Annotated in this window: 19 protein-coding genes and 1 other RNA gene; 5 read left to right on the top strand and 15 right to left on the bottom strand. The window is 27.0% G+C overall.

The features are described from left to right. Positions 1–119 precede the first annotated feature (119 nt). The 6 genes from ACJA22_RS01715 to gmk all read right to left on the bottom strand — a co-directional run bounded on the left by ACJA22_RS01715 (position 120) and on the right by gmk (position 6,051). Positions 120–1,772: an IS1634 family transposase gene (locus ACJA22_RS01715; RefSeq protein WP_406617410.1), complete on the bottom strand. Its 1,653-nt coding sequence runs from the start codon at positions 1,770–1,772 to the stop codon at positions 120–122. Positions 1,773–2,184: 412 nt separating this feature from the next. Beyond that, a complete protein-coding gene (locus ACJA22_RS01710) occupies positions 2,185–2,835 on the bottom strand; it encodes a ribulose-phosphate 3-epimerase (protein ID WP_406617409.1) in 651 nt (216 codons plus the stop codon). Beyond that, the gene (rsgA, locus tag ACJA22_RS01705) at positions 2,828–3,673 is read right to left on the bottom strand and encodes a ribosome small subunit-dependent GTPase A (RefSeq protein ID WP_406617408.1); all 846 of its coding nucleotides are present in this window, start codon (positions 3,671–3,673) and stop codon (positions 2,828–2,830) included. Before rsgA ends, ACJA22_RS01710 begins: the two co-directional genes overlap by 8 nt. A 1-nt stretch (position 3,674) precedes the next feature. After that, complete coding sequence (locus ACJA22_RS01700) at positions 3,675–4,673, bottom strand: serine/threonine-protein kinase (protein ID WP_406617407.1); 999 nt, start codon at positions 4,671–4,673, stop codon at positions 3,675–3,677. An 8-nt stretch (positions 4,674–4,681) separates the two neighbouring features. Further along, positions 4,682–5,455, bottom strand: coding sequence for a PP2C family protein-serine/threonine phosphatase (locus tag ACJA22_RS01695; protein ID WP_406617406.1), 774 nt, complete (start codon positions 5,453–5,455; stop codon positions 4,682–4,684). Next, on the bottom strand, positions 5,455–6,051 hold the full coding sequence (gmk, locus tag ACJA22_RS01690) for a guanylate kinase (RefSeq protein WP_406617405.1): 597 nt from the start codon (positions 6,049–6,051) through the stop codon (positions 5,455–5,457). Before gmk ends, ACJA22_RS01695 begins: the two co-directional genes overlap by 1 nt. A 314-nt stretch (positions 6,052–6,365) precedes the next feature. On the opposite strand from gmk, the gene ACJA22_RS01685 reads away from it, so the two are divergent. Then, the gene (locus ACJA22_RS01685; protein ID WP_406617404.1) at positions 6,366–7,460 is read left to right on the top strand and encodes a hypothetical protein; all 1,095 of its coding nucleotides are present in this window, start codon (positions 6,366–6,368) and stop codon (positions 7,458–7,460) included. Between the two features lie 213 nt (positions 7,461–7,673). Here ACJA22_RS01685 and ACJA22_RS01680 read toward each other — a convergent pair whose 3' ends face one another. After that, entirely contained in the window at positions 7,674–8,309 is a 636-nt protein-coding gene (locus tag ACJA22_RS01680; RefSeq protein WP_406617403.1) for a hypothetical protein, read from the bottom strand. 208 nt (positions 8,310–8,517) lie between these two features. Further along, positions 8,518–8,905, bottom strand: a transfer-messenger RNA (tmRNA) gene (gene ssrA, locus ACJA22_RS01675). Between the two features lie 74 nt (positions 8,906–8,979). Here ssrA and ACJA22_RS01670 point away from each other — a divergent pair. Beyond that, positions 8,980–11,424 carry an MAG1360 family OppF-related protein gene (locus ACJA22_RS01670; RefSeq protein ID WP_406617402.1) on the top strand — a complete coding sequence of 815 codons (2,445 nt, stop codon included), beginning with the start codon at positions 8,980–8,982 and terminating at the stop codon, positions 11,422–11,424. 80 nt (positions 11,425–11,504) lie between these two features. Here the strand turns inward: ACJA22_RS01670 and ACJA22_RS01665 are convergent, their stop codons facing one another. From ACJA22_RS01665 to ACJA22_RS01635, 7 genes are all read right to left on the bottom strand, one after another. Beyond that, positions 11,505–13,190: a S41 family peptidase gene (locus ACJA22_RS01665; RefSeq protein WP_406617401.1), complete on the bottom strand. Its 1,686-nt coding sequence runs from the start codon at positions 13,188–13,190 to the stop codon at positions 11,505–11,507. A gap of 258 nt (positions 13,191–13,448) precedes the next feature. After that, complete coding sequence (locus tag ACJA22_RS01660) at positions 13,449–15,383, bottom strand: S41 family peptidase (protein ID WP_406617400.1); 1,935 nt, start codon at positions 15,381–15,383, stop codon at positions 13,449–13,451. A 481-nt stretch (positions 15,384–15,864) separates the two neighbouring features. Continuing rightward, positions 15,865–17,517, bottom strand: a complete 1,653-nt coding sequence (locus ACJA22_RS01655; RefSeq protein ID WP_406616883.1) for an IS1634 family transposase — start codon at positions 17,515–17,517, stop codon at positions 15,865–15,867. 271 nt (positions 17,518–17,788) lie between these two features. Continuing rightward, on the bottom strand, positions 17,789–18,487 hold the full coding sequence (gene rsmG, locus ACJA22_RS01650) for a 16S rRNA (guanine(527)-N(7))-methyltransferase RsmG (RefSeq protein ID WP_406617399.1): 699 nt from the start codon (positions 18,485–18,487) through the stop codon (positions 17,789–17,791). Continuing rightward, positions 18,480–19,457, bottom strand: a complete 978-nt coding sequence (locus tag ACJA22_RS01645; RefSeq protein WP_406617398.1) for a ribose-phosphate pyrophosphokinase — start codon at positions 19,455–19,457, stop codon at positions 18,480–18,482. The genes rsmG and ACJA22_RS01645 overlap by 8 nt, the downstream gene beginning before the upstream one ends. Before the next feature lie 415 nt (positions 19,458–19,872). Next, complete coding sequence (locus ACJA22_RS01640) at positions 19,873–21,156, bottom strand: endonuclease (protein ID WP_406617397.1); 1,284 nt, start codon at positions 21,154–21,156, stop codon at positions 19,873–19,875. Between the two features lie 139 nt (positions 21,157–21,295). Next, entirely contained in the window at positions 21,296–21,847 is a 552-nt protein-coding gene (locus ACJA22_RS01635; RefSeq protein WP_406617396.1) for an inorganic diphosphatase, read from the bottom strand. A 228-nt stretch (positions 21,848–22,075) separates the two neighbouring features. Here ACJA22_RS01635 and ACJA22_RS01630 point away from each other — a divergent pair, with 228 nt between their 5' ends. The 3 genes from ACJA22_RS01630 (at position 22,076) to ACJA22_RS01620 (ending at position 26,102) form a co-directional block, all read left to right on the top strand. Then, on the top strand, positions 22,076–23,479 hold the full coding sequence (locus ACJA22_RS01630) for a hypothetical protein (RefSeq protein ID WP_406617395.1): 1,404 nt from the start codon (positions 22,076–22,078) through the stop codon (positions 23,477–23,479). Positions 23,480–23,683: 204 nt separating this feature from the next. Continuing rightward, positions 23,684–25,180: a 2,3-bisphosphoglycerate-independent phosphoglycerate mutase gene (gene gpmI / locus ACJA22_RS01625; RefSeq protein WP_406617394.1), complete on the top strand. Its 1,497-nt coding sequence runs from the start codon at positions 23,684–23,686 to the stop codon at positions 25,178–25,180. Positions 25,181–25,187: 7 nt separating this feature from the next. After that, positions 25,188–26,102, top strand: a complete 915-nt coding sequence (locus ACJA22_RS01620) for an HAD family hydrolase (RefSeq protein ID WP_406617393.1) — start codon at positions 25,188–25,190, stop codon at positions 26,100–26,102. Positions 26,103–26,135 lie beyond the last annotated feature (33 nt).

Below are 26,135 nucleotides of genomic sequence, written 5' to 3'. Positions count from 1 at the left end.
AATTTTAATGTTTTTCCAATAATTAATTTGATTTAAAAAAATCGTTATTTTCCCGAGTTTCCAACTTTTACAATGTAATTTTTAACAACTCATCTGTTTGATGAGCTGTTTTTAATAATTTAAAATTTTAATTCATTTAAAATTCTTAAATATGTTTGATAATCTTGAATTGCTTGATTATTGTTGTCGTTAATAATATATTCTTCACTTTCAATTTTTCCATCAATAATCTTGCATGTTTTGATTGTTTCTTTTATTACATCTTGTAATTTTTTGATTGTGATTTTTTCATCTACAACACCGAGTTCTTTCAAACCTTTGTTTAAATAATAAATAACAAAATTTAATAAAACAAGAGATAAGAAGCAAAGTACGAAATGACCTTCAATATGCTTTTCACTTCATACATAAATAGGTCTTACAGCTAAAGCACTTTTTAAAGCTCTAAAGTTTGATTCTATTTGTCATTGTTTTGAATATAAATTCACAATTTCTTCAGGTGATAAATCAAATCTAGAGGTTTCATAAGCATAATATCCGTCAAACTTTTCATCTTCGATAATTTTGTCATAGTTAAGTTTGTAATAACCTTTACCACCAACTTTTTCGAAGAATTTAAACTTCTTTTGACCGAACATTACTTGATCATGAACTAGTCCGTCTTTATCTTGTCTTTTAATAAAATTATCGATTAAAATTTGTCTATCATTTTTATCTTTTAATGCTCTTTTTTTACTATATGTTACTACCAATCTTCTCTTGTGTCCGTTTGCTCTTCTATTCTTTCAAAACGAATAAAAAGTAGTTTCTTTATATTTAAAATTATTGTCTCCAAAATAGCCGGATTCATCTATTGCAAAGGTCTTTCGGTCATTTGAAGCCGCTTTTAATCTATAAGATAAAATGTAATCAATATCGTTATCTTCTAAGAATCTTATGTTTCTATTTGTACTCATTCCTCTATCAGCAATGAGTGTTACTTTGTTTAATTCATATTGTGATTTTATATTGAAAATAAAATTAATAAATGTTGATGCATCAGCAGTGTTCCCTTTGAATAATTTATAGTGAATTGGAATGCCGTTTTCATCTGTTGCTAAACCTAAAAAATTTGAATCTTCTTTGAATTTTCCCTCTTTAGAATAACCTGGATATCTCAATCCTTCTCTTACAAAACTTTCAAAATATACCGTTGAAGAGTCGTATCAAATAATATCTATTTTTCTATTTTTATCTTTGATCAATGTATCGTTAACACTCTTTAAAATGTTATTTTTATTTTCAGCTAAATAGTCTAAAGTATTATAAAATGTCGTCTTTTCAACTTCTAAATTTATATTGAATTTGTCTTTATTTTTAAAGGATGAAAGCATGCTACCCGGATTTACAATTCTATTTGAAATCATATATTTTAATAAATCATTTAAATACTTGGATTTTGATACTTTAGCATCTTTAAAAGGATTTAATTTTTCTAAGAAACTGTATAACAAATCATATCCATAATTGAACTGTTTTGTTTCAATTTTAACCTTGCTTATATCTAACTCTAATTGTCTAATTATCATATTTCTATCTCAATCAGTATTGTAGTTTTGAGATAGTTTTTTAATTTTTTCTACTGGATCAGAACAATATTTTTCTCATTTTTCAACTGTACCGATACCGATAGATTTCTTATAACCTTTGCCAAATCCTCCTGAAAGTGCTAAAGATAAGTAAGTAGAGTTCTTATTTTTTCTTGAAATTAATAGTCATTTGTCTTTTTTCATATCTTTATTATACCACAAATTACAATGTAATTATGTAAAAAAATAACTTTTTTTATTTATATATAAATAACACTGAAAAAAGTAATAAAAAAGAGCTCCAACTTGGAAACTCAGGAGTTTTTAAGCTTAAAGAAGCTTTAATTAAGTTTGATCCAGATGATGAAACATTAAAGAATATTGTTGTTCAAAACGATGAAATTCTAGAGTTTTTCCATAAATGACTTTTAGAAATAGAATCAAAAAATCTCGACGTCATTTAAACGCAAAGATTTTAAAATTTTAAAACTATAATCTACCCAAGATGATTATAGTTTTTTTCTTTTAAAAAAGAAGAATTTTAATGTTTTTCCAATAATTAATTTGATTTAAAAAAATCGTTATTTTTGAAGTTCAGTTCACAAAATTTATTTTATTATTTTCCTAAAATAGAATTAATGGTTTCTTTAGTAGGATTTTTAACTAAAAAAGTTCCAGCTACACAAGCATCAGCGCCTGCTTTAAAGCATAATGGACCAGTTTCATTATTAATTCCACCATCAACTTGAATTAAGTATTCATATTGGTTTAAATCTCTTAATCTTTTAAGTTCTTTAATTTTGTCTAAAGCAATAGGCATAAATTTTTGACCACCTTTGCCTGGTTCAACTGACATAACTAAAACTAATGATAAATATGGTAATAAATCTTCAATTTCACTAACTGGAGTAGCAGGTTTAATTGCTAAACCTAATTTAAAATCATGTTGATTTTTCTTTAAAAATTGTTTAATTTTGTTATGAGTTTCAGCTTCATAGTGGAATGTTACAAAATCAACTATTTTTGCATATTCAGCGATAACTTCAAGTGGATTTTCGATCATTAAATGAGCATCTTTTAAGTGTTTTTTACCATTATTTTTAATGTTTTCAATTTCAGCATATTCAATAGCTGTATTAGGCACAAATTCACCATCCATAACATCATAATGAATTCATTTAATACCTTCATCAATTAAAGTATTAGCCATGTTTAACCTTTCATCTTTTTCGACGTTTAATAATGAGGGTGTTACATATTTATTCATCTTTAATCTCCTTTAAAATTTTTAAATAATTTAAATATCTAAATTCAGGTATCAAATTATTTTTTATTGCTAATTTCACATTGCAAAAATCTTCATGTTCATTACAATGCAAACAAGTTTTGAATTTACATAATTTAGCTAGTTCAGCAAATTGTTTATATGACCTAGAAATTTCACTTTTAGTAAAATGAATATCTAAACTTGAAAAGCCTGGCGTATCAATTAATTCACCATTAAGCGCCTTAACAATTTGTACAATTCTAGTGGTATGCTTACCACGATTAGCATTTTTAGAAATGCTTTGCGTCTCGTAATCACTATTAGTTATTTTGTTTACGATAGTAGTTTTTCCAACACCACTTTGACCCATTAAAACATTAGTTTTGTTAGCAAAAACTGGTGCTATATTTTTTACTCATTCATCTGTTTTATAGGATATTTCATAAACTTCATAGCCTAATTTTTCATACTGCTTTTTATATTCATTTGCTTCATTAGGATCTAAATCACATTTAGATAGAAACAAGATTGGAGTTAAGTTATTGGCTTCAATAAAAGCCATATATTTATCAACTAAATAAGTTGAAAAATTTGGTTCTTTAATTGACATTACAATAATGACATAATCAATATTAGCAACCTTAGGTCTTATTAAAGAATTCTTGCGAGGCAATATTTCACTAATATGTTTATTTTCATCAAATATAACATTATCACCAACTAAAGGTTTAATTTTGTTGTGTCTTAAAACACCAGCAGCTGGCAAAATATGCATTTTATCTGCTTTGTCGCAAATATAATATTTACCAGCATTAATTGAATATATTTTACCTTCCAACTTAACCTCTCATTAAACCAAAAACAAGTCCAATTGCGATAGCAATAATTGCAACAATAACTACAATCATAGCAATCAAAAATTGCTTACTATTAACAATTTCAGAAGCTGTTTTCTTAGGTTTAATTCTTCTCACATTAAGCGGCTTTTCATAAACTCTTTTATTTGTGAAAACCGTTCTTAAGTCTTCACGCATAGCTCAAGCTGAACTATAACGCTTATATGGATCTTTAGCAGTTGCTTTAATAATTACATTTTCTAAAGCTTGTGGAGCATTAATGTATTCAGTCAAACGAGGCATTTGTGAATGTTTTTGTTTTTTAATTGTGTCGTTTACATTATTACCTTGAATTGGGTATTCACCAACTAAGAGTTCATAAAGCAAAATACCTAATGAATAAATATCAGTTCTTTCATTTGGCTCATTATTTGAAACACATAATTCAGGTGCCATGTAATAAACTGAACCAACAATTTTGGCTGTTTGAGTAAATCTTTGGCTATCAGGAGCTAAAGATAAACCAAAGTCAAGCAATTTAATATTTCTATCTTTTGTGATAATGATATTGTTACTTTTAATATCACGGTGAATGATTTTATTAACATGCAATTCATGTACCGCTTCACAAATTTGCATTAAATAATTAACCGCATCACGAGGTAAAATTTTTCCGTCTCTTTTAATTTGATCTCTTAAGTTTGTTCCTTCAACAAATTCCATTACTAAGTATTGTTCATCTTCACCAAAATATGAATCGATATATTTTGGATAAAATTTGGAATTAATACGCTTCATAATGTCAATTTCTTGTTTGAATCTTTTAAGTGAGCTTTCTTTTTCACCAGCATGTTCACCTGGTTCAAAATATTTAAGAGCATAATAAGTTTTTATAGGTGAATTATCTTTTAATAATTCAACTTGATAAACTTTTGAAAATCCACCTGAGCCAACACATCTTACAACACGGTACTTTTTAAAAACTTTACTCGTTGGTTTCATGTTCATTTTTACCTCCACAATGGTTCGTTATCTAAAACAACAATTCCACAACTTGAATTATCGGTTGAGTGATTATCCAAAGCGCATAAAACAAGTTCTTCAGTTAGTTTTTGAGCACTTTTCGCTTGTCTTAATCTTTGTTCCATTTCTGGTTTATCTATAAAATCGTGTACGCCATCACTAGTTACTATTAGAGAATAGACGCTTTTATAATCATTAGGCATAATCGTTGTAACTGCTATCTTCAATTTTTTATCAGGACCTAAAGCACTTGTTAAAGCTGCTTGGTTGCGATGTTTCCTAGCTTCTAATTCTGGAACTCCTTGTGCAATTAATTGATTTAAGTAATTATGGTCAGTAGTTACTTGAATCAACTCACCGGATGTTGTTAAAGCATAAGTTCTTGAATCACCAATATTGAAAACTATAATGTAATTTTCTTTATGATTGATTAAAGCTCCTGTAACTGTAGTTCCCATATCTAGTTTAGCTTCATCACGGTCACTAAGTCTTGTCATTTCATTTTTTGCTAGTAAAATAGTGTTTTTAAATCATTCTATATAAGGTTTTACATCTAAAGGTTGGCTATGTTTAGGGAAACTCTTTTTAAATTCTTTATCAAAAGTACTGATTGTAGTGCTTGAAGCAATTCCACCTCCATAGTGACCGCCCATACCATCGCATAAGAGCAAGAAAACAAAATCATCATTAGCAAAAATTGCTAATGCATCTTGATTTTCTAATCTAACTCTACCTACATCTGATGTTTTTCCAAAATCCATTATTTTTTCTCGATTTCATTAATTATAATTTCTTTTATTTCGCGTGCTGCACGTTCTGGATCGTCATTGACGATATGATATTTAAATAAGTCTTTTTCTTTTAATTCTTGAATAGCTTTTATTAAGCGTTTTTGAATAGCTTCCTCATTTTCTGTATTACGTTTGATAATGCGTTCTTGCAAATCTTTAATAGTTGGAGGCAAAATAAACAACGTGATTAATTGATAATCATGTTTTTTAGCTTCTTTTTCTAAAATTTGTTTTGCACCATTAGTTTCTATTTCTAAAAATGGAATTCTATTCATCGCATGAATGCGATCTATTTCTTCGTATAAGGTACCATAGTAATTGTCAAAGTGAAAACTATATTCTAAAAATTTATTTTCTTTAATTTTTTCTAAAAAGTCTTCCTTATTTATAAAGAAATAATGTACGCCATCAATTTCACCAACTCTAGGCTTTCTAGTTGTTGCTGAGCATGATAGTTGTAATCTTAATTCCTCGTCACTAAATAAAAACTTTTCAATAGTTCCTTTTCCAACACCACTTGGTCCTGCGAAGATAATAATTGGTTTCTTAGTAAAATCTATATTCATATTAAATATTATTATATATTAAGTTATAAACTAAAATAATAGATTTATTAAAATGTGCTCTTAAAAATGGGTTAGTAATTTATTTTAAATTTACTAATTCTTTAAGTTTTTTACTTATAAGTAAAAGTTCATAAATCTAGCTTTTATGTTTATCCTTTATTTATAGTGCTTTTTGACATTTTATACTCAAAATGCGACTAAATAATTAGAAACAATTAAAGCACACTTATAAATGAAATAATTATTGAAAAATATTTCATATTTTTTCTAAAAAACATTTTTGATGAATACTAGACGCATATATAATTATTAATATGAAAATACCTGTAATAATTGATTTTGAAGCAGTTTCAAATCCATTTAAAACATATCTCGGTTTAGGCAAAGCTAAGGACTCTGAACTATTTTTTTGCTATTCAATTGCTTTCAAAACTAAAGAAGGTACAGGTGGATGAACTAAACATTTTTATATTCCTCAAATTAGTTGAATTAATAATCCTTTACATTTAGGAAGAATGATTTTGAAAGATATTTTTCGCTATATAAAAAATAAAATTGGAGCAAAGTCATGAAAAGAAATTAATAATAATATTCAATTTTATGGTTGAAATCCTGAACTAGAAAATCATTTTTTTGAATCTTTTGATGAAACCAAAAATTTAATTAAAGTTAAAAACGTATATAGTCACGATGAACTTATTTCACTTGATAAGTTATTTGATCATTCTTCTTTCGACAAATCATTTTTTCAAACTAAAGTTAACTTTTTAAAAAGCAAAAATTTATATGATAAAAATTCATGAAGGCAGCAAAATGGTTTTACAGCAGCAGAATATGGCTATTTCTATATTTATCATCATCGTAAAATAAATGCTCGTTCAGTTAGAGATTATTATAAGTACTCAAAAAATTTAGAAGAAGGTACATTAAAAAATGAACTTTCAGAATATTCAAAATATGATGTTATCAAAGCCTCTTTTATTTACGATCATATAAATGAATTTCAAACTTTTCTTGCAGATTATAAAGTTGTTAAACAAAAATTGAAAAAAGAATTAGGAGATTATAGAGCATCAATTCATCTTAAGGAATATCGTAATCTTTACAGTGTCATGAAACTCTTTTTTAAAAATAATCCATATTCCAACAAAGATAAATATAGTTTAGAAGAATGCTATCAATTAATCCAAGAACATGTTAAAGATAAGGAACAACCTTTAAAAGAATACATGGACTTTTTAACAAATAACCCTATAAAAAAACTAAATTGTAAAAATATGACTTATGAGGAATTAAAAAATAAAATCATTGAAGCTCAACAATTATGAACTAATAAATGTACTGAAATCCAAAATGTTAGAAGGCAAATTATTCGATCATTTTATACTAAATATATTGATAAAAAATAAATCAAATTACTTCTTTAAATATGATTTAAAACGCAATGTGTTTTGATTATTAGTCAAAAGGATTTGCGTTTTTCTTTATTTCAATGTTTTATTAAAACTAATTAAAAAGATATACCTTATATAGATATATCTTAATTTTTATGTGTAAATTTATGATTAGGAACAAATAGTTTATTATTAAACTTTTTTTGTACTCAATATATGTACAATGAATTAATCCATAGCTTTTTGTTCTTCTTTTGGTTTTTGAGCAGGGAATACTAAAGCAAGAATTCCTAAAATAAGTACAGCAGCCATAAGCGAAACAATTACAACAGGAGCGTATCCCATAAAATTGAGTGTTTTGTCGTTGTTGAATCAGCCGTTCATTCAAACAGGAACAGCACAAATATACAATGCTAATATAGCCGACGCACTGAGTGATACCAATAATAAAAGAACACCAATAATAATTTGCATTACTTTTTGTGATGAAAATTGTCTAACTGCTATAATGAACATGTTTATAAAAAATACTATAAAACAAATCACTAGAATTATAAAGCAAATCATACCAAATGTTATAGTGGCTTTTGTACCGACTGTTTCACTGCTTTCATATACTTCTTTAAAAAATTCAGGGTAATAATCTGAAGCTGGAATGCCAAGTTTATTGTTTGCTGCAAACAGAATAAAAATACCAAGAAAACCTGTCATAAACTTAAGAGAAAATCCTTCTATGTTTTTAACTTTATCAGAAAGATAGTTTGAATCTTTAGCAAGTAGTGCAAGCGCTGGAATAAAAATTAAAGTGATTAAAACTAAAAGTACAATTGTACCAGCGATTTTTGGTTTAGGTGATTTTTTCATAGTCCTCCTTTATGAATATATAAAATATTATAACCTTTTTCAAGATATTTTTAGAGAAGAAAAGACAATATCGATAGAACATAAATTTTAATTTTAAAAATCTAATTTTATAAAAAATATAAAAATGCAAAAAGACTAATATACCTTTAAAAAAGGCAAAAAAGAAAAAAGAGCGCGTGCTCCTTTTCTTATGGTGTATTTAAACATATGGTGGAGATGTCGGGAGTCGAACCCGAGTCCACACACCAAACTTTATTATGGCTTTTTATAGTTTAGTTAATTTTTAAATAAGTAATGCAATTAGAAAACTAACAAAAACTTTTACACTACTAAGCCTGAATGTCCTCTATTTATCGGCTTTGTCATAGAGTAATTCTCGAAACCAACTTAAATAGATGAGAAAGTCTAAATAAGCCACTTGCTGCTATAACTAAGCGAAGGCAAGATTTGATTGTGCACCTGCGTAAGCAAATGCTGGGAGTTCTGTTTGAACTTCTGCTTTTTCGTCTTTTGCGAGTATAAAGCCTAGACGCCTTAAGGTTTGCGGACCACTAACCATAATAAAACTCAATGCATGTCGAAACCATTACACCCCCGAAATGCACAATAATTATAATATAAAGCATAAGCTTTATTATAAAAATCGTATTAATGTTAAAATATTATTAATATGAGTAGAGACAATTTAGATAACAAAAAACCTGTGTTAAATATTAATGACTGTTATTGCGAAGGTATTAACAATGAAGCAACGATCGACATTGATAATATTAAAGTAGCAAAAAGAGAAAGAGTAGGTTTTTTAATAAATGATGATAAGCAATCATTTTTTAATGGTAACTTTTGAAAAATATTACAAAATAATAAATATCAACTTTTAGCTAGCGGTACATCAATTAATAAAAAATACAAGTTTTTAAGAAATAAAAAAGTGCTTAATAATATTGAATTCTTTGAAATTAGTTCAATTAAAAAAGATGAAATTGCATTACCTTTATATTTACAATTTCAAAAAATTAAAGATAAATTCAATGTTAGTGATGCTATTATTCGTGATTTTCAAAGTGTGATAGAAAAATATAATTACACATTAAAAGGCATTATCTTTAAATTAATTAAAGAAAATGAAATTGCTCTATTAGATGAATTTCAAAAGTTTGATAAGTTATTTGGTTCATTAATTAAAAATTGTGAAGAACAATTAATTAATAATAATTATCCAGAGTTTTTAAAATTAATTAATGAAACTAAAGATGAACTTGAAGAATTTGTAATAAATATCTTGCGCAAGACTTTTGATATTTATGCTAGCTTTACTAAAAAGTTTTCAATCCTTTATAAATCAAATAAAGAAAATATTAGTTTCTTTGATTCTTATGAATTATCTTCACTTGAAAAGCAATATGAATTCATGAAAAAAATTAAAAATCCAACAATGATCAACGTTAAAAAAGAATTAATTCTCAGAGATAATTTAAACGGAATTAAGATACTTAATAACTTACTTCAACAAATGAAAAATAATGCTCGCGAAAACATGAAGTATTTAATCTATAAATACAGAAATGCCTATAAAACAGACTTATGTAGAGCAAACTTCTTTGAAAAAGTTACTAATCAATATCAATTTTTAATCAAAAAAGCTCGTTTAGAAAAATACATATATAAGTTCTTAAGATATAACAAAAAATATATGCAATATTTAAGCCAACAAGAAATAAATGACTTAACAACTAACTTAGATTTCGAACTTAAACTTTTCATTAATAATAACTTAAGTTCAATTAGTGTGGCTCACAAAAACTTCTCAATTGCTAAAATTGATAAAGAAATTAATGAAAACTTTGACTTTAATATTGATAACTATATTTCGAGTTCAAACAAAAATGCTGAAAGTGTTAAAGAAAACATAGCATATAACATTAACAACATTAAAGATATTAAGAAGAAACTTTATAAAGTTAAAGATAATATTAACTTTTCAAAAACAATTAATGATCTTGAAATAAAAATTCAAAGAATTAAAAACGAATTTGAATGAAGACAAGAAAACACCAAAAATGCTTTCCTTAATACAATTCAAAAAGATAAAAGAGTGCTTCCAGATTTTAAGAAAATTATGGATGTTAATAGTTCAATTTCTAAAAAAATGAATTATTTGATTTCAATGTCTATTTTTAAAAAATGTAAAATTGGTAAGAAGAAAATACAAGTTATTCCTGAATTAAATAATAGTTATCAAATTATTAAAACTTTGAAATTAATTAATGATTCTTTATCAAACACCATGAAGGAAATTTATGGTCTTAAAGCTTTAATCTTAAATAGACAAATTTCTAAAAAAGACAAAATAATTAAATATTATCTTTTTGCTTCATTTATTGATATTTTCAATAAGTCATCTATTCCGCTTAACAATCTTGTTAAGCCATTTGAACAAGTACCTTATATTAATAAGGTAAAAATGGGCTTTATTTCAAAATTAGTTAAAAGACCTTCATTAGTAATTGTTGAAGATGATATTTTACAAAAAGATATTAACTTAAAACTTGAAATCATCCGGGTTTGCAACGAATTAACAATTATGAATAATATTGGTTTTGTTTTCATAACCGATGAAAAGAAAACAATTACTCCAAAATACTTCGATTATGTTTACATGTTTGTAAATAATAAGGAAGTAGAACATGGAACAGTAGAAAAAGTTATGAAGCATCCTGTTAACCCTTCGGTTAGATATAATCTTGAAAAGAATCATCTTGGAAATATGCCAAGTATTATGGCTGAAGACTATGTTTATACTGAAGAAATTTCAGTTAATGATGACCACTATGTAATCGCTCCATTAAAATATTTCAAAAGATGAACCAAAAACTCTTCAAGCAGCAACAAAATTAAAAACTTGGTTTCAAACGAACGTGATCAAAGAAAAACTATTATTACAAAAATTGATAAATTAATTAATCCTTTCTTAGATTTAGAAGCTTTAATAATTAATTATAAAAAGAATGATAAAAATTTAACTTCAAGTTATAAATTATTAACAGAATATAAAAATTCTTTAAAAAACAAGAACTCACAGATATTAACTGGTGAAAACGACTCGGCTTATTAATGCCTTAGAATAAACGAAATTGCAATACACTTAAATGTATTGCATTTTTCATAATGCGTTATTGAGTAATTAAGCAAAAATTATTTAATTGCTTTGTATAAAGCATCTAAATTATAGAAGTCTTTGTATTCTAAATTAACGTCTACAGGTACACCATTTTGAACTGACTTTTGTCCATATAAAATAGGCTTTTTAGTAACATAGGCAGCATTAGTTGAACTAATAATAAATGTTGTTCCATCAACTAAGACAATAGGCATAATTGCACACATACCACCACTTGATTTTTTACCTACAATTTTGGCTATTTGTTGTTCTTTAACAATAGCGCTTAGTTGATTAGCGGCACTGAAGGTATCAAAACTTGTTAATATACTTCATGATTTGTTTCTAAAAGGTTTTGCATGTTCTGGAATATTTACAGAATAATATAAACTAGAAGCAACATTAGAAAGAGTATCGTAATCTTTTACTGGCACTAATTTATCAGTCATAAAACCGATTGTTTTAATCATAGCAGCAACAGAACCACCACCATTCAATGAAAGGTCTATTACTATATTATTATATTTATTTGGATCTAGTTGTTTTAAAGATTCAGATATGAAAGTATATGTATCATTTTGACTATTTAAGTTCTTGCCTGGACCTACTATAAATTGATCAAATTTTATTACAGCCATATCTTTATAAGTTCTTAAAGATTGTTTATCATTTGAACCTGTTGCATTTTTATAATAAGCTTCAAGCGTATCATGTGTATCATAATATTTCTCCGACACTATGCTGTATCTCATAGAATCATTCGATGGAGTGTTAAATCTAAAACTTTCAGGATTATAGAAAGATAAATTATTTACTCAACTATGTAATTCATCTAAATCACGATAAATAAAATCAGTATAACCTTTATTGTTATCGCTCACTGACTCAGAAAGGATATTATTATAAATATCCTTGCGTTTTTCTTTGAAGTAATCCTCAAACGATTCATTTATTTCTTTATATTTTTTTAAACCATAATAATAGTCGAACGAAAAACACATGTGATTAAAAACATCTTTTCTATATTCTTTTGTTGGTGTTTTATTTGCATATAGTGAATTAGCAAATGATGAATAAAGACTAGAATTTTTTTCATTAATATATCATTCACATCCAATAACTTCTTTACCATTGCAATATAAACTGTAAAAATTAGGTGAGCAAAACATTGTGTTAAAAACAGCTAAAGGTAAAAGAATTTTGTTTTCAAAATACAAAATATCTAAATCATAATCGTCTAAATCAAATTCAACACCTTTTCTTTTTGAATAATTTTGAATATTGTATGCTTCTAAGTTTATATTTTTTGCATAGTTTGTTACTGTAGGTTCATTCACAAAATTAAAAAAGCTTAGATCATTAACATATATTTCGTCCTTTTTATGATCAATTTTCATAACAGTTCCATTGTTAAATAATTCTAACTTTCTAGTAAAAAAATTTTTGTGAGTATAATAAATCATATTGCTTTTCAAAAACCCATCTAATTTGTCTATCATTTCAATTACATCAACATATGGTAAATCACTACCATTTTTATAATAAACTGAAATTTGTTGATTTTCAACTTCATATTCTTTGCCATAATGCTTAAATGGCATTTTTGTTTGGCTGATATTTTTATCTTCTTCTCCTAGAATTGAACAAGACATTGAAAGTAATGGCAATGCTATTGCACTTGAAACTAATGAAATATTTTTTATTAACTTATTTATCTTCATACTTAAATTATAATATACAAAAAATATAAGTAAAGCCCTTAGTAATCGATAAGGAATACAACCCCATAGTAAAATATAACGCCGTACAATTTACTAAAACACTTATTAAACAGTTGTTTTAGAAAATTTTAGAGCAAAATTATAGCATTCTAAAAATTAAAAATCCAATTAATTGAATTATTCAATAATATAAAAAATGTGATGTGTAATACACACCACATGCAAAGTTTAAATTATGTTAATTTAATTCAAACTCTTTTATTTAAGATGAGAGTATAAAGCTTTTAAATTATAAAAATCTTTATAATCAAATTCATAGTCAACTGCTACACCACCTTCGATTGAATTAGGTCCAATGATTTCTGGTTTGTCTGTTACGTATCCAGCAAGATTTGAACTAATTACAAAAGTTGTTCCATCAGCTAAAACAATAGGCATAATTGCGCACATGCCACCACCAGATTTTTTACCAATAATTTTTGCATAATTCTTTTCTTTAGCAATTGCTGCTAATTGATTTGCTGCACTAAAAGTTCCTTTACTTGTTAATACATATCAGTTTTTATTTCTAAAGACTTCTAGTTCTTTAGGAATACCTACTGAATATTCTGCAATATATGATGTTTTAGCTAAAGTATCATAATCTCTTGTTTCAATGTTGTCTTTAGTCATAAAACCTAATGTTTTAATCATTGCAGAAACTGATCCACCACCATTTAATGAAAGATCAAGTACTATTTTGTTAATTTTTGAGGAGTCTAAAGTTTTGAGGCATTCAGCTATGAATGTATAAGTATCGTCTTCAACATTTAAATTGCTTTCATCTCCTTCATTGAATTCATCAAAGGTAATTACTGCCATATCATTATATACTCTTAATGGAGTTGCATCATCTTTAGTAGGAAATGACTTAATAAATAAGTTTTCAAGTTTTCCTCTTAGTTCATCAGAAGCTATAGCTTCTTTTCCATCCTCATAATAATCAGCATCAAACACGTTTAAATTCTTTGGATTATATAATGAAAAATTATTAATCCAACTATGTAATTCATTTAATGTTCCATTAATGAATCCTATATATCCTTTGTTATTATTTTCGACCACAGTTGAAAGAATATTATTATAAATTTCTTTGTGTTTTTGTTTGAAAAAGTCTTCAAAGGAATCATCAATTCCTTTATATGCTTTCAAACCATAATAATAATCGAAGGCAAAGCACATATGATTAAATGTGTCTTTTCTAAATTGTTCGGTTTGTTTACCATTAAAAGTTGAAGATTTAACCATTTTCTTATATTGAGCGTTCTTTACATCAGGTGCAAAATCAAAACCTGTTATAGATTTACCATTGTAATACAATCCATAATAATTAGGTGAACAGAATAAAGTGTTAAACACTGCTAATGGGATTAAAAATTTGTCATCTGTATTTAAAATATCTAGTTTATATTTATCTAAATCAAATACAATATCACCTGTTCCATCCTTAATTTCGTTATATTTAACATTTTTTAAGATAGCGTTTTGAGTTCCTTCTTCATCAGAACCAAATAAATTAAAGAAATTTAAGCTATTAGTCTGAATTGTATTTTGAACATGATCAATTTCTAAGTAGGTATCATCGTTAGTTATTTTGATTGTGTTGCTATCCTTACTTGCAACAGTTGCTTTTGTGCTGTCGAAGAAGCCATCTAAAGCATTTATAGCTTCTACAACATCAATATAAGGTAATTCGTTTGTTCCTTTCTTATAAATATTGATTTTGTTATTTGAAAATTTGATATCTCTATCGCTTGAAATAAGATTTGCAGTTGATTTTTTAATTTCTTCTTCAGTGCCAGGAGTTGTTGTGCCTGGATTTGGATCTGTGCCGGGGTTTGGATCTGTACCGGGAGTTGTTGTTCCAGGATTTGGATCTGTGCCAGGTGTTGTTGTGCCTGGGTTTGGGTCTGTGCCAGGAGTTGTTGTGTTTGGGTTTGGGTCTGTGCCAGGAGTTGTTGTGCCAGGGTTTGGGTCTGTGCCAGGAGTTGTTGTGCCTGGATTTGTACCAGGAGTTGTTGTGTTGTCAGTTATAGTTATATTGTCGTTTTTGTCTTTTTTGTTATTTTCATTGCTTACACATGCAGATGAAATAAATACTAGAGTAGTCATAGAAATGACTGCTGATAAATTCATAAAATATTTTTTCTTCATATCTTTATTACAAACTATTAAATTGACAAAGGTATTATTGGCGATTTAATATGAAATAAACCTTGCAGAGAAATTCTCTAATAAATGTTAATAATGAATAACAAAATGATAAACGATTAAAATATCATGCGTCAATTTATGCAATAATAAGCCTAAATAGATAATAATTATTTGATGAAAATTCATATAAGGAAATTCATGAAAGCACTATAAACAAGTCAAAAATAATATTTTATATTTGAAGAATTATATTATTACAAAAAGACTATAAAAAAGGCATTTATGAAAAATTCATAGACGCCCAAAAACTATTTTTTTAATAATTTTTAATTTTATTTCATGCTCAAGGTCATCCCCTTGGTGAAGTTTTTACCTTCTTAATTGTTACTAAGAATGTATTGTCTTTTTTAATTCCCGAGTTTCCAACTTTTACAATGTAATTTTTAACAACTCATCTGTTTGATGAGCTGTTTTTAATAATTTAAAATTTTAATTCATTTAAAATTCTTAAATATGTTTGATAATCTTGAATTGCTTGATTATTGTTGTCGTTAATAATATATTCTTCACTTTCAATTTTTCCGTCAATAATCTTGCATGTTTTGATTGTTTCTTTTATTACATCTTGTAATTTTTTGATTGTGATTTTTTCATCTACAACACCGAGTTCTTTCAAACCTTTGTTTAAATAATAAATAACAAAATTTAATAAAACAAGAGATAAGAAGCAAAGTACGAAATGACCTTCAATATGCTTTTCACTTCATACATAAATAGGTCTTACAGCTAAAGCACTTTTTAAAGCTCTAAAGTTTGATTCTATTTGTCATTGTTTTGAATATAAATTCACAATTTCTTCAGGTGATAAATCAAATCTAGAGGTTTCATAAGCATAATATCCGTCAAACTTTTCATCTTCGATAATTTTGTCATAGTTAAGTTTGTAATAACCTTTACCACCAACTTTTTCGAAGAATTTAAACTTCTTTTGACCGAACATTACTTGATCATGAACTAGTCCGTCTTTATCTTGTCTTTTAATAAAATTATCGATTAAAATTTGTCTATCATTTTTATCTTTTAATGCTCTTTTTTTACTATATGTTACTACCAATCTTCTCTTGTGTCCGTTTGCTCTTCTATTCTTTCAAAACGAATAAAAAGTAGTTTCTTTATATTTAAAATTATTGTCTCCAAAATAGCCGGATTCATCTATTGCAAAGGTCTTTCGGTCATTTGAAGCCGCTTTTAATCTATAAGATAAAATGTAATCAATATCGTTATCTTCTAAGAATCTTATGTTTCTATTTGTACTCATTCCTCTATCAGCAATGAGTGTTACTTTGTTTAATTCATATTGTGATTTTATATCCAAAATAAAATTAATAAATGTTGATGCATCAGCAGTGTTCCCTTTGAATAATTTATAGTGAATTGGAATGCCGTTTTCATCTGTTGCTAAACCTAAAACAATTTGATCTTCTTTGAATTTTCCATCTTTAGAATAACCTGGATATCTCAATCCTTCTCTTACAAAACTTTCAAAATATACCGTTGAAGAGTCGTATCAAATAATATCTATTTTTCTATTTTTATCTTTGATCAATGTATCGTTAACACTCTTTAAAATGTTATTTTTATTTTCAGCTAAATAGTCTAAAGTATTATAAAATGTCGTCTTTTCAACTTCTAAATTTATATTGAATTTGTCTTTATTTTTAAAGGATGAAAGCATGCTACCCGGATTTACAATTCTATTTGAAATCATATATTTTAATAAATCATTTAAATACTTGGATTTTGATACTTTAGCATCTTTAAAAGGATTTAATTTTTCTAAGAAACTGTATAACAAATCATATCCATAATTGAACTGTTTTGTTTCAATTTTAACCTTGCTTATATCTAACTCTAATTGTCTAATTATCATATTTCTATCTCAATCAGTATTGTAGTTTTGAGATAGTTTTTTAATTTTTTCTACTGGATCAGAACAATATTTTTCTCATTTTTCAACTGTACCGATACCGATAGATTTCTTATAACCTTTGCCAAATCCTCCTGAAAGTGCTAAAGATAAGTAAGTAGAGTTCTTATTTTTTCTTGAAATTAATAGTCATTTGTCTTTTTTCATATCTTTATTATACCACAAATTACAATGTAATTATGTAAAAAAATAACTTTTTTTATTTATATATAAATAACACTGAAAAAAGTAATAAAAAAGAGCTCCAACTTGGAAACTCAGGATAATAATTATTTGATGAAAATTCATATAAGGAAATTCATGAAAGCACTATAAACAAGTCAAAAATAATATTTTATATTTGAAGAATTATATTATTACAAAAAGACTATAAAAAAGGCATTTATGAAAAATTCATAGACGCCCAAAAACTATTTTTTTAATAATTTTTAATTTTACTTCATGCTCAAGGTCATCCCCTTGGTGAAGTTTTTACCTTCTTAATTGTTACTAAGAATGTATTGTCTTTTTCAATTGGATCATAAAAAGGATAAGCTTTTATATTTTCTTTTTCTAAAGGAAATTTACTTTGAAAGTAACTTATTTCATCTAAAGCACTTTTACCTTTTGGTAAAATTCAATATCCATCTTTTTTCATCAAATGATTTGAAATTAAATAAATGATAGTACATGATGCAAGAGCTCTAGCACAAATAAAATCGAATTTGTTTTCATAACCTATTGTAACATTTTCGGCTCTGGCATTAATAATAGTCATATTTAAATTAAATTCTTTTTTAACTTGTTCTAAAAATAAACATCTTTTAGTTATACTTTCGATAATTGTTAAATGAAATGAATTATTAAGAGCAATTAACAATGGCACAGATGGAAAACCAGCACCAGCACCTATATCTAATATTTCTTTATTGGTGTAATCGAAATTGCAAGCATCTTTAGCTTGCATAAAAGTGTAAATAGAAGTTAATATCCCTTGTTCAAAAATTTCTTCTTCACTTTTAAAACCAGTAATATTCATTATTTGATTTTGTTCATGAATCATTTTTGCATAGGTTTTTAGTTTAGGAATAGCTTCGGGGAAAAGATTAATAATTTCTTCTTTTGATAACTTAAGCATTCTTACGAAATTCCTCGGTATATTTATCATAAAGCTTAGAAATTGATTTACCTTTTATTGAACAATCTATTACATTACCTAAGAAATCGTCTAAGCTAACAACTTCAATTTTCTTATAATTCTTAGTTCATGATGAATTGTCAATTGAATCTGTAATAATAACTTTTTCAATAACTGGGTTATTTTCAAAAATATCAAAGCCTTTACTAAAAATACCATGTGTTGCGGCTAATACTATTTTCTTAGCACCATTAGCTTTCAAGGTTTCAGCAGCTTTAATAATAGTCCCACCAGTATCGATAATATCATCAATAATAACAGCGTTTTGGTTAGAAATATCACCAATTAATCCCATAACTTCAGTTTGATTGGTTCCTGTTCTACGTTTATCAATAATACAAATTTTAATATCATCCGAAATTAATTCAGCAAGAGCTCTTGCTCTAACTGTACCACCATGATCTGGCGAAACAACTGTGAATTTTTCATGTGTTGCTTTAATAGCTTTAGCTAAAGTAAATTGGCCATGTAAGTCATCGATTGGGATATCGAAGAATCCTTGGATAGCTGTATTATGTAAATCGACAGCAATAACTTTAGTTACGCCAGCAGTTTGTAATAAATCAGCTACTAGTTTAGCACCAATTGGTTGTCTTCCACTAGCTTTTCTATCTTGACGAGCATAGCCATAGTATGTTAAAGCTACTGTAATAGATTTAGCGCTTGCTCTTTTTAAAGAATCAATAAATAATAATAATTCAATTAAATTATCATTTACAGGTCTAGATGTACTTGCTATTACATAAACATCTTTACCTCTAACTGCTAAATCACTAACAGGCATTACTTCACCATCAGCAAATTTAGTAACTGTTAAATTTGTTAATGGAATGTGAATGATTTTTGATATCTTTTCCGCTAATTTTTGACAATTAGGCATTCCAAATAATAATGTTTGGTTTTCTTTCATTTTAATACTCCTTAATAATTTACAATTAAATTATACATTTAATCTAATACAAATTATCTAAAATGATAGTTAATATAGTAGATTTTGAATTAGAGCAGGATTACAGGATTAAATATTTAATTACTTTCTGATAATAATTAGATTAAATAAAAATTCGAACAAGTAATATTAGTAACATTTATGAAAACTAATACTTTAAGTACTATAAAAGAAATAATTGCAAAGTTGTTTAAACATTCGCACATTCATGATGAAATAAATTTGATTCAAATATATCTCTTTCATTAATTCAATCAATATATTTAAGAGAATAAAATAAGAGTCAAAAAAGATATATCTGAATGAGAATATACCTTTTTGATTTTTATATGAATATTATTTTTTACTTATTAATCTGTTTTATAGACAAATAAAGTTATTGAATATCTTTTAAAACTCCTTTATCTTTAAAGGTTTCTGTTCCTTGTCCTCAAATTAATTCAACTAATTCAGGGTAATCTATAAATGGATTTCTTAATCCTTTTTGTGCATTTGCTATAGCATTATTTCTGTCAATTTCAATAATATCAACAGGATCTTTTTTAGCTCATTCCATGTAACATTTTAAATAATCTTTAGTGAAAAATGGGAATGAAGATGTGAATACTTCTGAAGACTTGCTATAATAAGCATTTTTTCATGTAATTTGGAAATACATATATACTCTTGCTGTATCTCCTTTAAAAATATTAATTGGTTCTGTGGTTACATCAGAAAGAACTTTAGTGCCATTTAGACTAGGTCTGCCTTCTGGAGTTCAATAATGAGGATCATTGCCACGATGATTATTCACTGTTTCATCTGATGGTCAAACAAAGTGCGCATCATTACGAGTGGGTTCTGCCTTGCGGAATCACGCTTGAGGGATCATATGCTCTCTATTATACCTTATTCCTTCATTATATTTTTTTGGAGGGTATGAACCTATTGATCCGTTACCATGATAATATCCGACTTCAAATTCATAAGGATCTTTGCCATCTGGATTTTCAGAATAAAGATCTAAAATAGTACCATTGTTTTCAAAGTATTTATCGATAAATGCTGTATTATAAGTTTCATATAATTGAGCATATCCTGAGGCTCCGCTTTTAACAGAGGATTTTGCTTTTTGGTTTTGTAAATTATAAAGAGCTGTAAATAAATCTTGACCTCTTAGTCCGTTTAAAGATGAATAATATGAATCATTTTTATCGTAAACTAAATTATGTTTATAGGTACTTAATCATCTACCATTGATTTGTTTTGGAGTGTAAATTTCTACATTTGTACCTGTTTCACCGCCAGTATTACCGCCTGTGCCTGTGTTTCCACCAGTGTTACCTCCAGTTCCAGTGTTACCGCCTGTGTTTCCACCAGTGTTACCTCCAGTATTTCCACCTGTGCCTGTATTGCCACCTGTGCCTGTATTACCGCCAGTGTTACCACCTGTGTTACCACCAGTACTTGTATTACCACCAGTTCCTGTATTAGTATTTGTGCCAGTATTTCCTCCAGTAGATGATTTATTTGTATCTACTTGTTTATTTGCTTGATCAACAATAGTTACTTGAGGTTGTGTTTGAACTGTCCCTGTATTTAAACAAGATACTGAAGCTATTGGCAAAATACCAACAACTGAAGCACTTGATAGAGTTAAAATTAATAATTTTTTCTTCATGTTTTTTATTTCCTTCATGTATTTTTTGAATAATTGTTGTATATATAATTGTATTACTTCTATATATTTAATATAGAATTCTGAAATATTTATGAAAAAATTTCATAAAAAAAGTCGCTTGATTAAGCAACTTAATTTATTAAAATGTGTATTTATCAGGGTGTTCTTTCATCATTTTAGCAACGAATTCTTTTTTAGGCATTTTGCCATATTTGTCCATTAATTCGATACATTCTTTTAATTCTTCTTCAGCTCATTTTTCACCTTCAAAACCTAATACTTTTGTAATACCAGGTTTCTTTCAGTTTTTATAGTTATTGAAGAACATTTCAACTTCTTTTAAAAATGGTTCAGGAATGCCATGAATTGATTTAATGTGATCTAAACGATAATCATCAGCATGAACAGCAATTAATTTTGTATCTGTTTCACCTGAATCGTTCATTTTCATTGCTCCAACAATTCTAGCGTTTAATACAACACCAGGTACAAAAGTTTCAGGGCTGTATAAAAGAACATCTAATTCATCACCATCTCAATCTAATGCATTAGGAATAAATCCATAATTGCAAGGGTATTTAAAATCTCCTCTTAAAATACGATCAACATGAATTTGACCATCGGCACGGTCATATTCATATTTAATATTAGAATTTTTTGATATTTCAATTTTAATTTCAATTTCCTTCATAGCAACATAATCTTACTTTATTTATATTTTTTTAATAATATTTAGTTTCAAAAGATTTTTAAAATTAGGTTTTTTAACAATAAATAAAGCATATTTTTCAATATAAATCAATCAACATTTTCTAAAGAAAATGCTCATTTTAAAACATTAAATACATATAAATATAACTTTATTAGAAAAAAATAAAAATATATAATTATTGTGTAAAAAATAAAAGAATGGAGAATCATGAAAAAAATTAAAAAAATATCTTTATTATTAGCTTCTGTTTCAACAACATTGTTAATACCTACTATATCTTCAGCATGTAATAAAAATGATGATCAAAAGCAAAACGATAAACCTGCTGATACTGGTACAACTGAAAAACCAAAAGACCCAGTCAAACCAGATAAACCAGTTACACCTGAACAACCAAAAGATCCAGATAAACCAGTTACACCAGAAAAGCCAAAAGACCCAGACAAACCAGACAAACCAGTTACACCTGAAAAACCAAAAGATCCAGATAAGCCAGTTACACCTGACCCTGTTACACCTAGCGAACCACCTTTTGAAATTCCAAAAGAACATAAAGAATTAATCGATAAGGCAACAAAGAGAATAAATGAGTTAATAGAAGTTGCTAAAACTAGAATTATTCCAGATGAAATTGTAGCCTTTTTAGATGGAAAAATCTATCCTGAAACAGTTTATAAATTCTTATTAGAAAAAGGTTTATTAGATCCTTCTAAAAAAGCTATTGTTGATGCAGTTTTAAATGCTTTGCCAATGTTAACACATAACATTGTTCAATTGCCTAATGTAGCAAGCAAATTAATACCTTATGATACGATAAAAGATTGATCAAAAAAACCAGATGACTTAAAAACTGATGGATTAAAAAATGAAATTCAAAAAGAATTTTACTTAATGACCGTTAATAATCCTTATATCTTTTTAACACCATTTATAATTAATGATCCTACTAATATAGTTTATGAGTTAACTCCTTTAATTAAAGACAGAAAATACAAAGAAGTTAAAGAAAAAATAACATCATATACTGATCCAAATATGAAATTAATCTTAAAATGAAATAAATATCTAACAACTCCTGTTGAAGATACTAGCGCAATCATGAGTAGTTTAGTGACTAATAAACCAGTTGGTATAGCATTCTCAAACATCAAGAAATTAACTGAAAAAACTTTTTTAAGTAGTGAAGAAATTCAATCTATAAAAAATGATAAATTTGCAAAGCTTAGAAATCAAAGTACTAGAGTAATTGACTTACTTGCATTAGAAGGAAAAGCAAAAACAACAAAATGAACTAAAAATGACTTTGCATTTTTCACAAACCTAAGTTTAATTTCTACTGGATTATCAGCAAAAAAAGTCGATTTATTCACAGTATTGAATAAATACTTAGGAGTTAATCCTGATACTTTAATTGCAAACTATGAAAAAATTGAAACAAAACAATTCGAAAACGATCCTGAAAAATTAAAATTAGTTCAACAATACAATGCATTAATTGATACTAAAAAGATTCCAACAAGCATTATGCCTTTAGATGCTAATGACTTTACAAATATGGACAAAGCTGAAGTAAAAGCAATTAGTGGTTATTTTGAAAGAATAGCAAAATAGTTTTTTGGCTAAAATAACTATAAAACAGAAGAATTATATAAATTAATGATAAATTAAAAATGAAGTGCATAATAATAAAGTGCTTCATTTTTCTTTGTTCTAAATGTATGAAAATGTATTTATATTTTTTGCTAATCTTTTATCTTAATTTTCAAAAAAGTACAAACAATAAGATAAAATATAATTATATTTTAGGAGGTATTTATGAAAAATACAATTCTTATCGTTATTGATGGTTTAGGTTTAAGAGAAGAAAGCCAAGGTAATGCTTTCAAATTAGCTAAAACCCCAACCTTCGATATGCTTTTAAAAGATTATCCAAATAGCGTTTTACAAGCTAGTGGAGAATATGTTGGATTACCAAAAGGGCAAATGGGTAATTCAGAAGTTGGACACTTAAACATTGGCGCTGGACAAGTTGTTTATACTGGTTTAAGCTTAATTAACCAAGCAATTAAAGAAGGTGAATTTGACAAAAACAAAGTATTCTTAGATGTATTTAAAGATGTAAAAGAAAAGAATGCTACACTTCATCTTATGGGATTATTAAGCCCAGGTGGAGTTCACTCATTAGAAGATCATTTATTTGAATTATTAGACATGGCTCATAAATATGGACTTAAAAATGTATCAGTACATGTATTTGGAGACGGTCGTGATGTTGCTCCTAAGTCAATTATTCCTTCATTAGAAAAATTACAAGCAATTTGTGATAAATATGGATACCAAATTGCTTCAATCGGTGGTAGATTCTATGGAATGGATAGAGATAAAATGTTTGATAGGGTTGAAAAACACTATGAAGCTATTTTAGGCAATTCAGATCACCACTACGATAATGTAATTGACTATGTAAATAAACAATATGCTGAAGGTATTACTGATGAATTTTTAGTACCAGCATGTAATAACCATGCTAAATTTGTTAAAGATAATGATTCAATTATCTTCTTCAACTTCCGTCCAGATAGAGCAAGACAATTAACTCACTTATTTATTGGTTCATCATTATATGATGCTAAACCAAAACATCCAGTTCACATTTCAAAATTTGCTTCAATGATGAAATATGAAGGAATTAATACAATGGTTGCTTTTAATGAAATGGAAGTTAAAATGCCTATTGGTAGAGTACTTGAACAAGCTGGTAAAACACAATTAAGACTAGCTGAAACTCAAAAATATGCTCACGTTACTTTCTTTATGGATGGTGGTAATGATATTGAATTTAAGAATTCAAAAAGAATTATGGTTCCTTCATTAAAAGTTGAAAGTTATGCTGATGCTCCACATATGTCTGCTAAAGAAATTACAGATGAATTATTAGCTAACTGCTTAAATTATGATGTTACAATTATGAACTATGCTAACCCTGATATGGTAGGTCACACAGGTAATTTAAAATCGACGATTGAAGCTGTTTCATTCCTAGATTCGCAAATTAAAAGAGTAGTTGATTTTGCTGCTAAAAATAATGTTACTGTCTTTATTACTGCTGACCATGGTAATGCTGAAATTACTGAAGATAAAGATGGTGACCCAGCTACTAAACATACAAGCAGTCCAGTAATGTTTGTATGTACTGATAAATCAGTTAAATTAGCTGATGGTAAATTAGCTAATGTTGCTCCAACTGTTTTAGATTATATTGGTGTAAAAATTCCTAAAGAAATGAAAGAAAAATCTTTATTAATTAAATAAGGCAATTATGATTAAAAGAATAGTTTTTAGTGATATAGATGGCACAATTTATGGTTTTCCTGAAAAACAATTAATGCCAGAAACTAAAGAAGATGTTTTAAATGCAATTGAGCTTGATGGTGTTCAATTAGTTTTAACAACTGGTAATCCTCTTTTACCTAAATTAATTAAATTAGCCAATGAATTACAAAGTAATTATTTAATTTGTGCTGGTGGTGCCTTAATTTATGATATTGCTAGCCATAAAATTTTAGATTTTCATAGCATTCCATCAGATGTAGTTAAAAAAACTGCAGAAATTGTTAATAATAAAAATGTTGCAACTTTTATGTATGGTAAAGATAATTATTACTTATTAAATGGAAATGAAAAAGTTCATAATTTCTTTGATGAATTTTTTGAATATTCAGATTGAGTAACCGATAATGATAATTATCTAACGGAACCTATAGGTAAAATCGAAATTTATGCTAACAATCCTAAAGTACAAAACAAAATATATAAAGAGTTACAAGCTAAACTAGATAATTGCAATTTATTATATCTTTCAACTCATTTAGAAATTACACCTATAGGGATTTCTAAAGGTTCTGGCTTGCTTAAAGTGTGTGAAATACTTGATGCAGATCCTAAATACGTTATGTCTATTGGCGATGGTGAAAATGATTGTGCTATGTTCGAAGTTAGTGGTTTTTCATACGCTATGGATAATGCTAATAACACTGTAAAACAGGCTTCGAAGTATTATACAAGTGATGTTTTACAAAATGGTTTTGGTGAAGCGATTAAGGATTATATCCACCGCACTAAAATTGATTTAATAAAACAAGAAAATGAAATAAAACGTGAAAAATGACTAGCAAAAGAACGTAGAAATGAATTCTATAAAAAACTAGCTGAAAATAATCAAAATAAAGAATAACTATTTAAATAATTTTAATTTATAAGACACATT

The organism is Mycoplasmopsis adleri, assembly GCF_045276205.1.
In the GTDB taxonomy this organism is placed as follows: Bacteria; Bacillota_I; Bacilli_A; order Mycoplasmatales; family Metamycoplasmataceae; genus Mycoplasmopsis; species Mycoplasmopsis adleri.
This window is presented reverse-complemented; position numbering and strand designations above follow the sequence as displayed.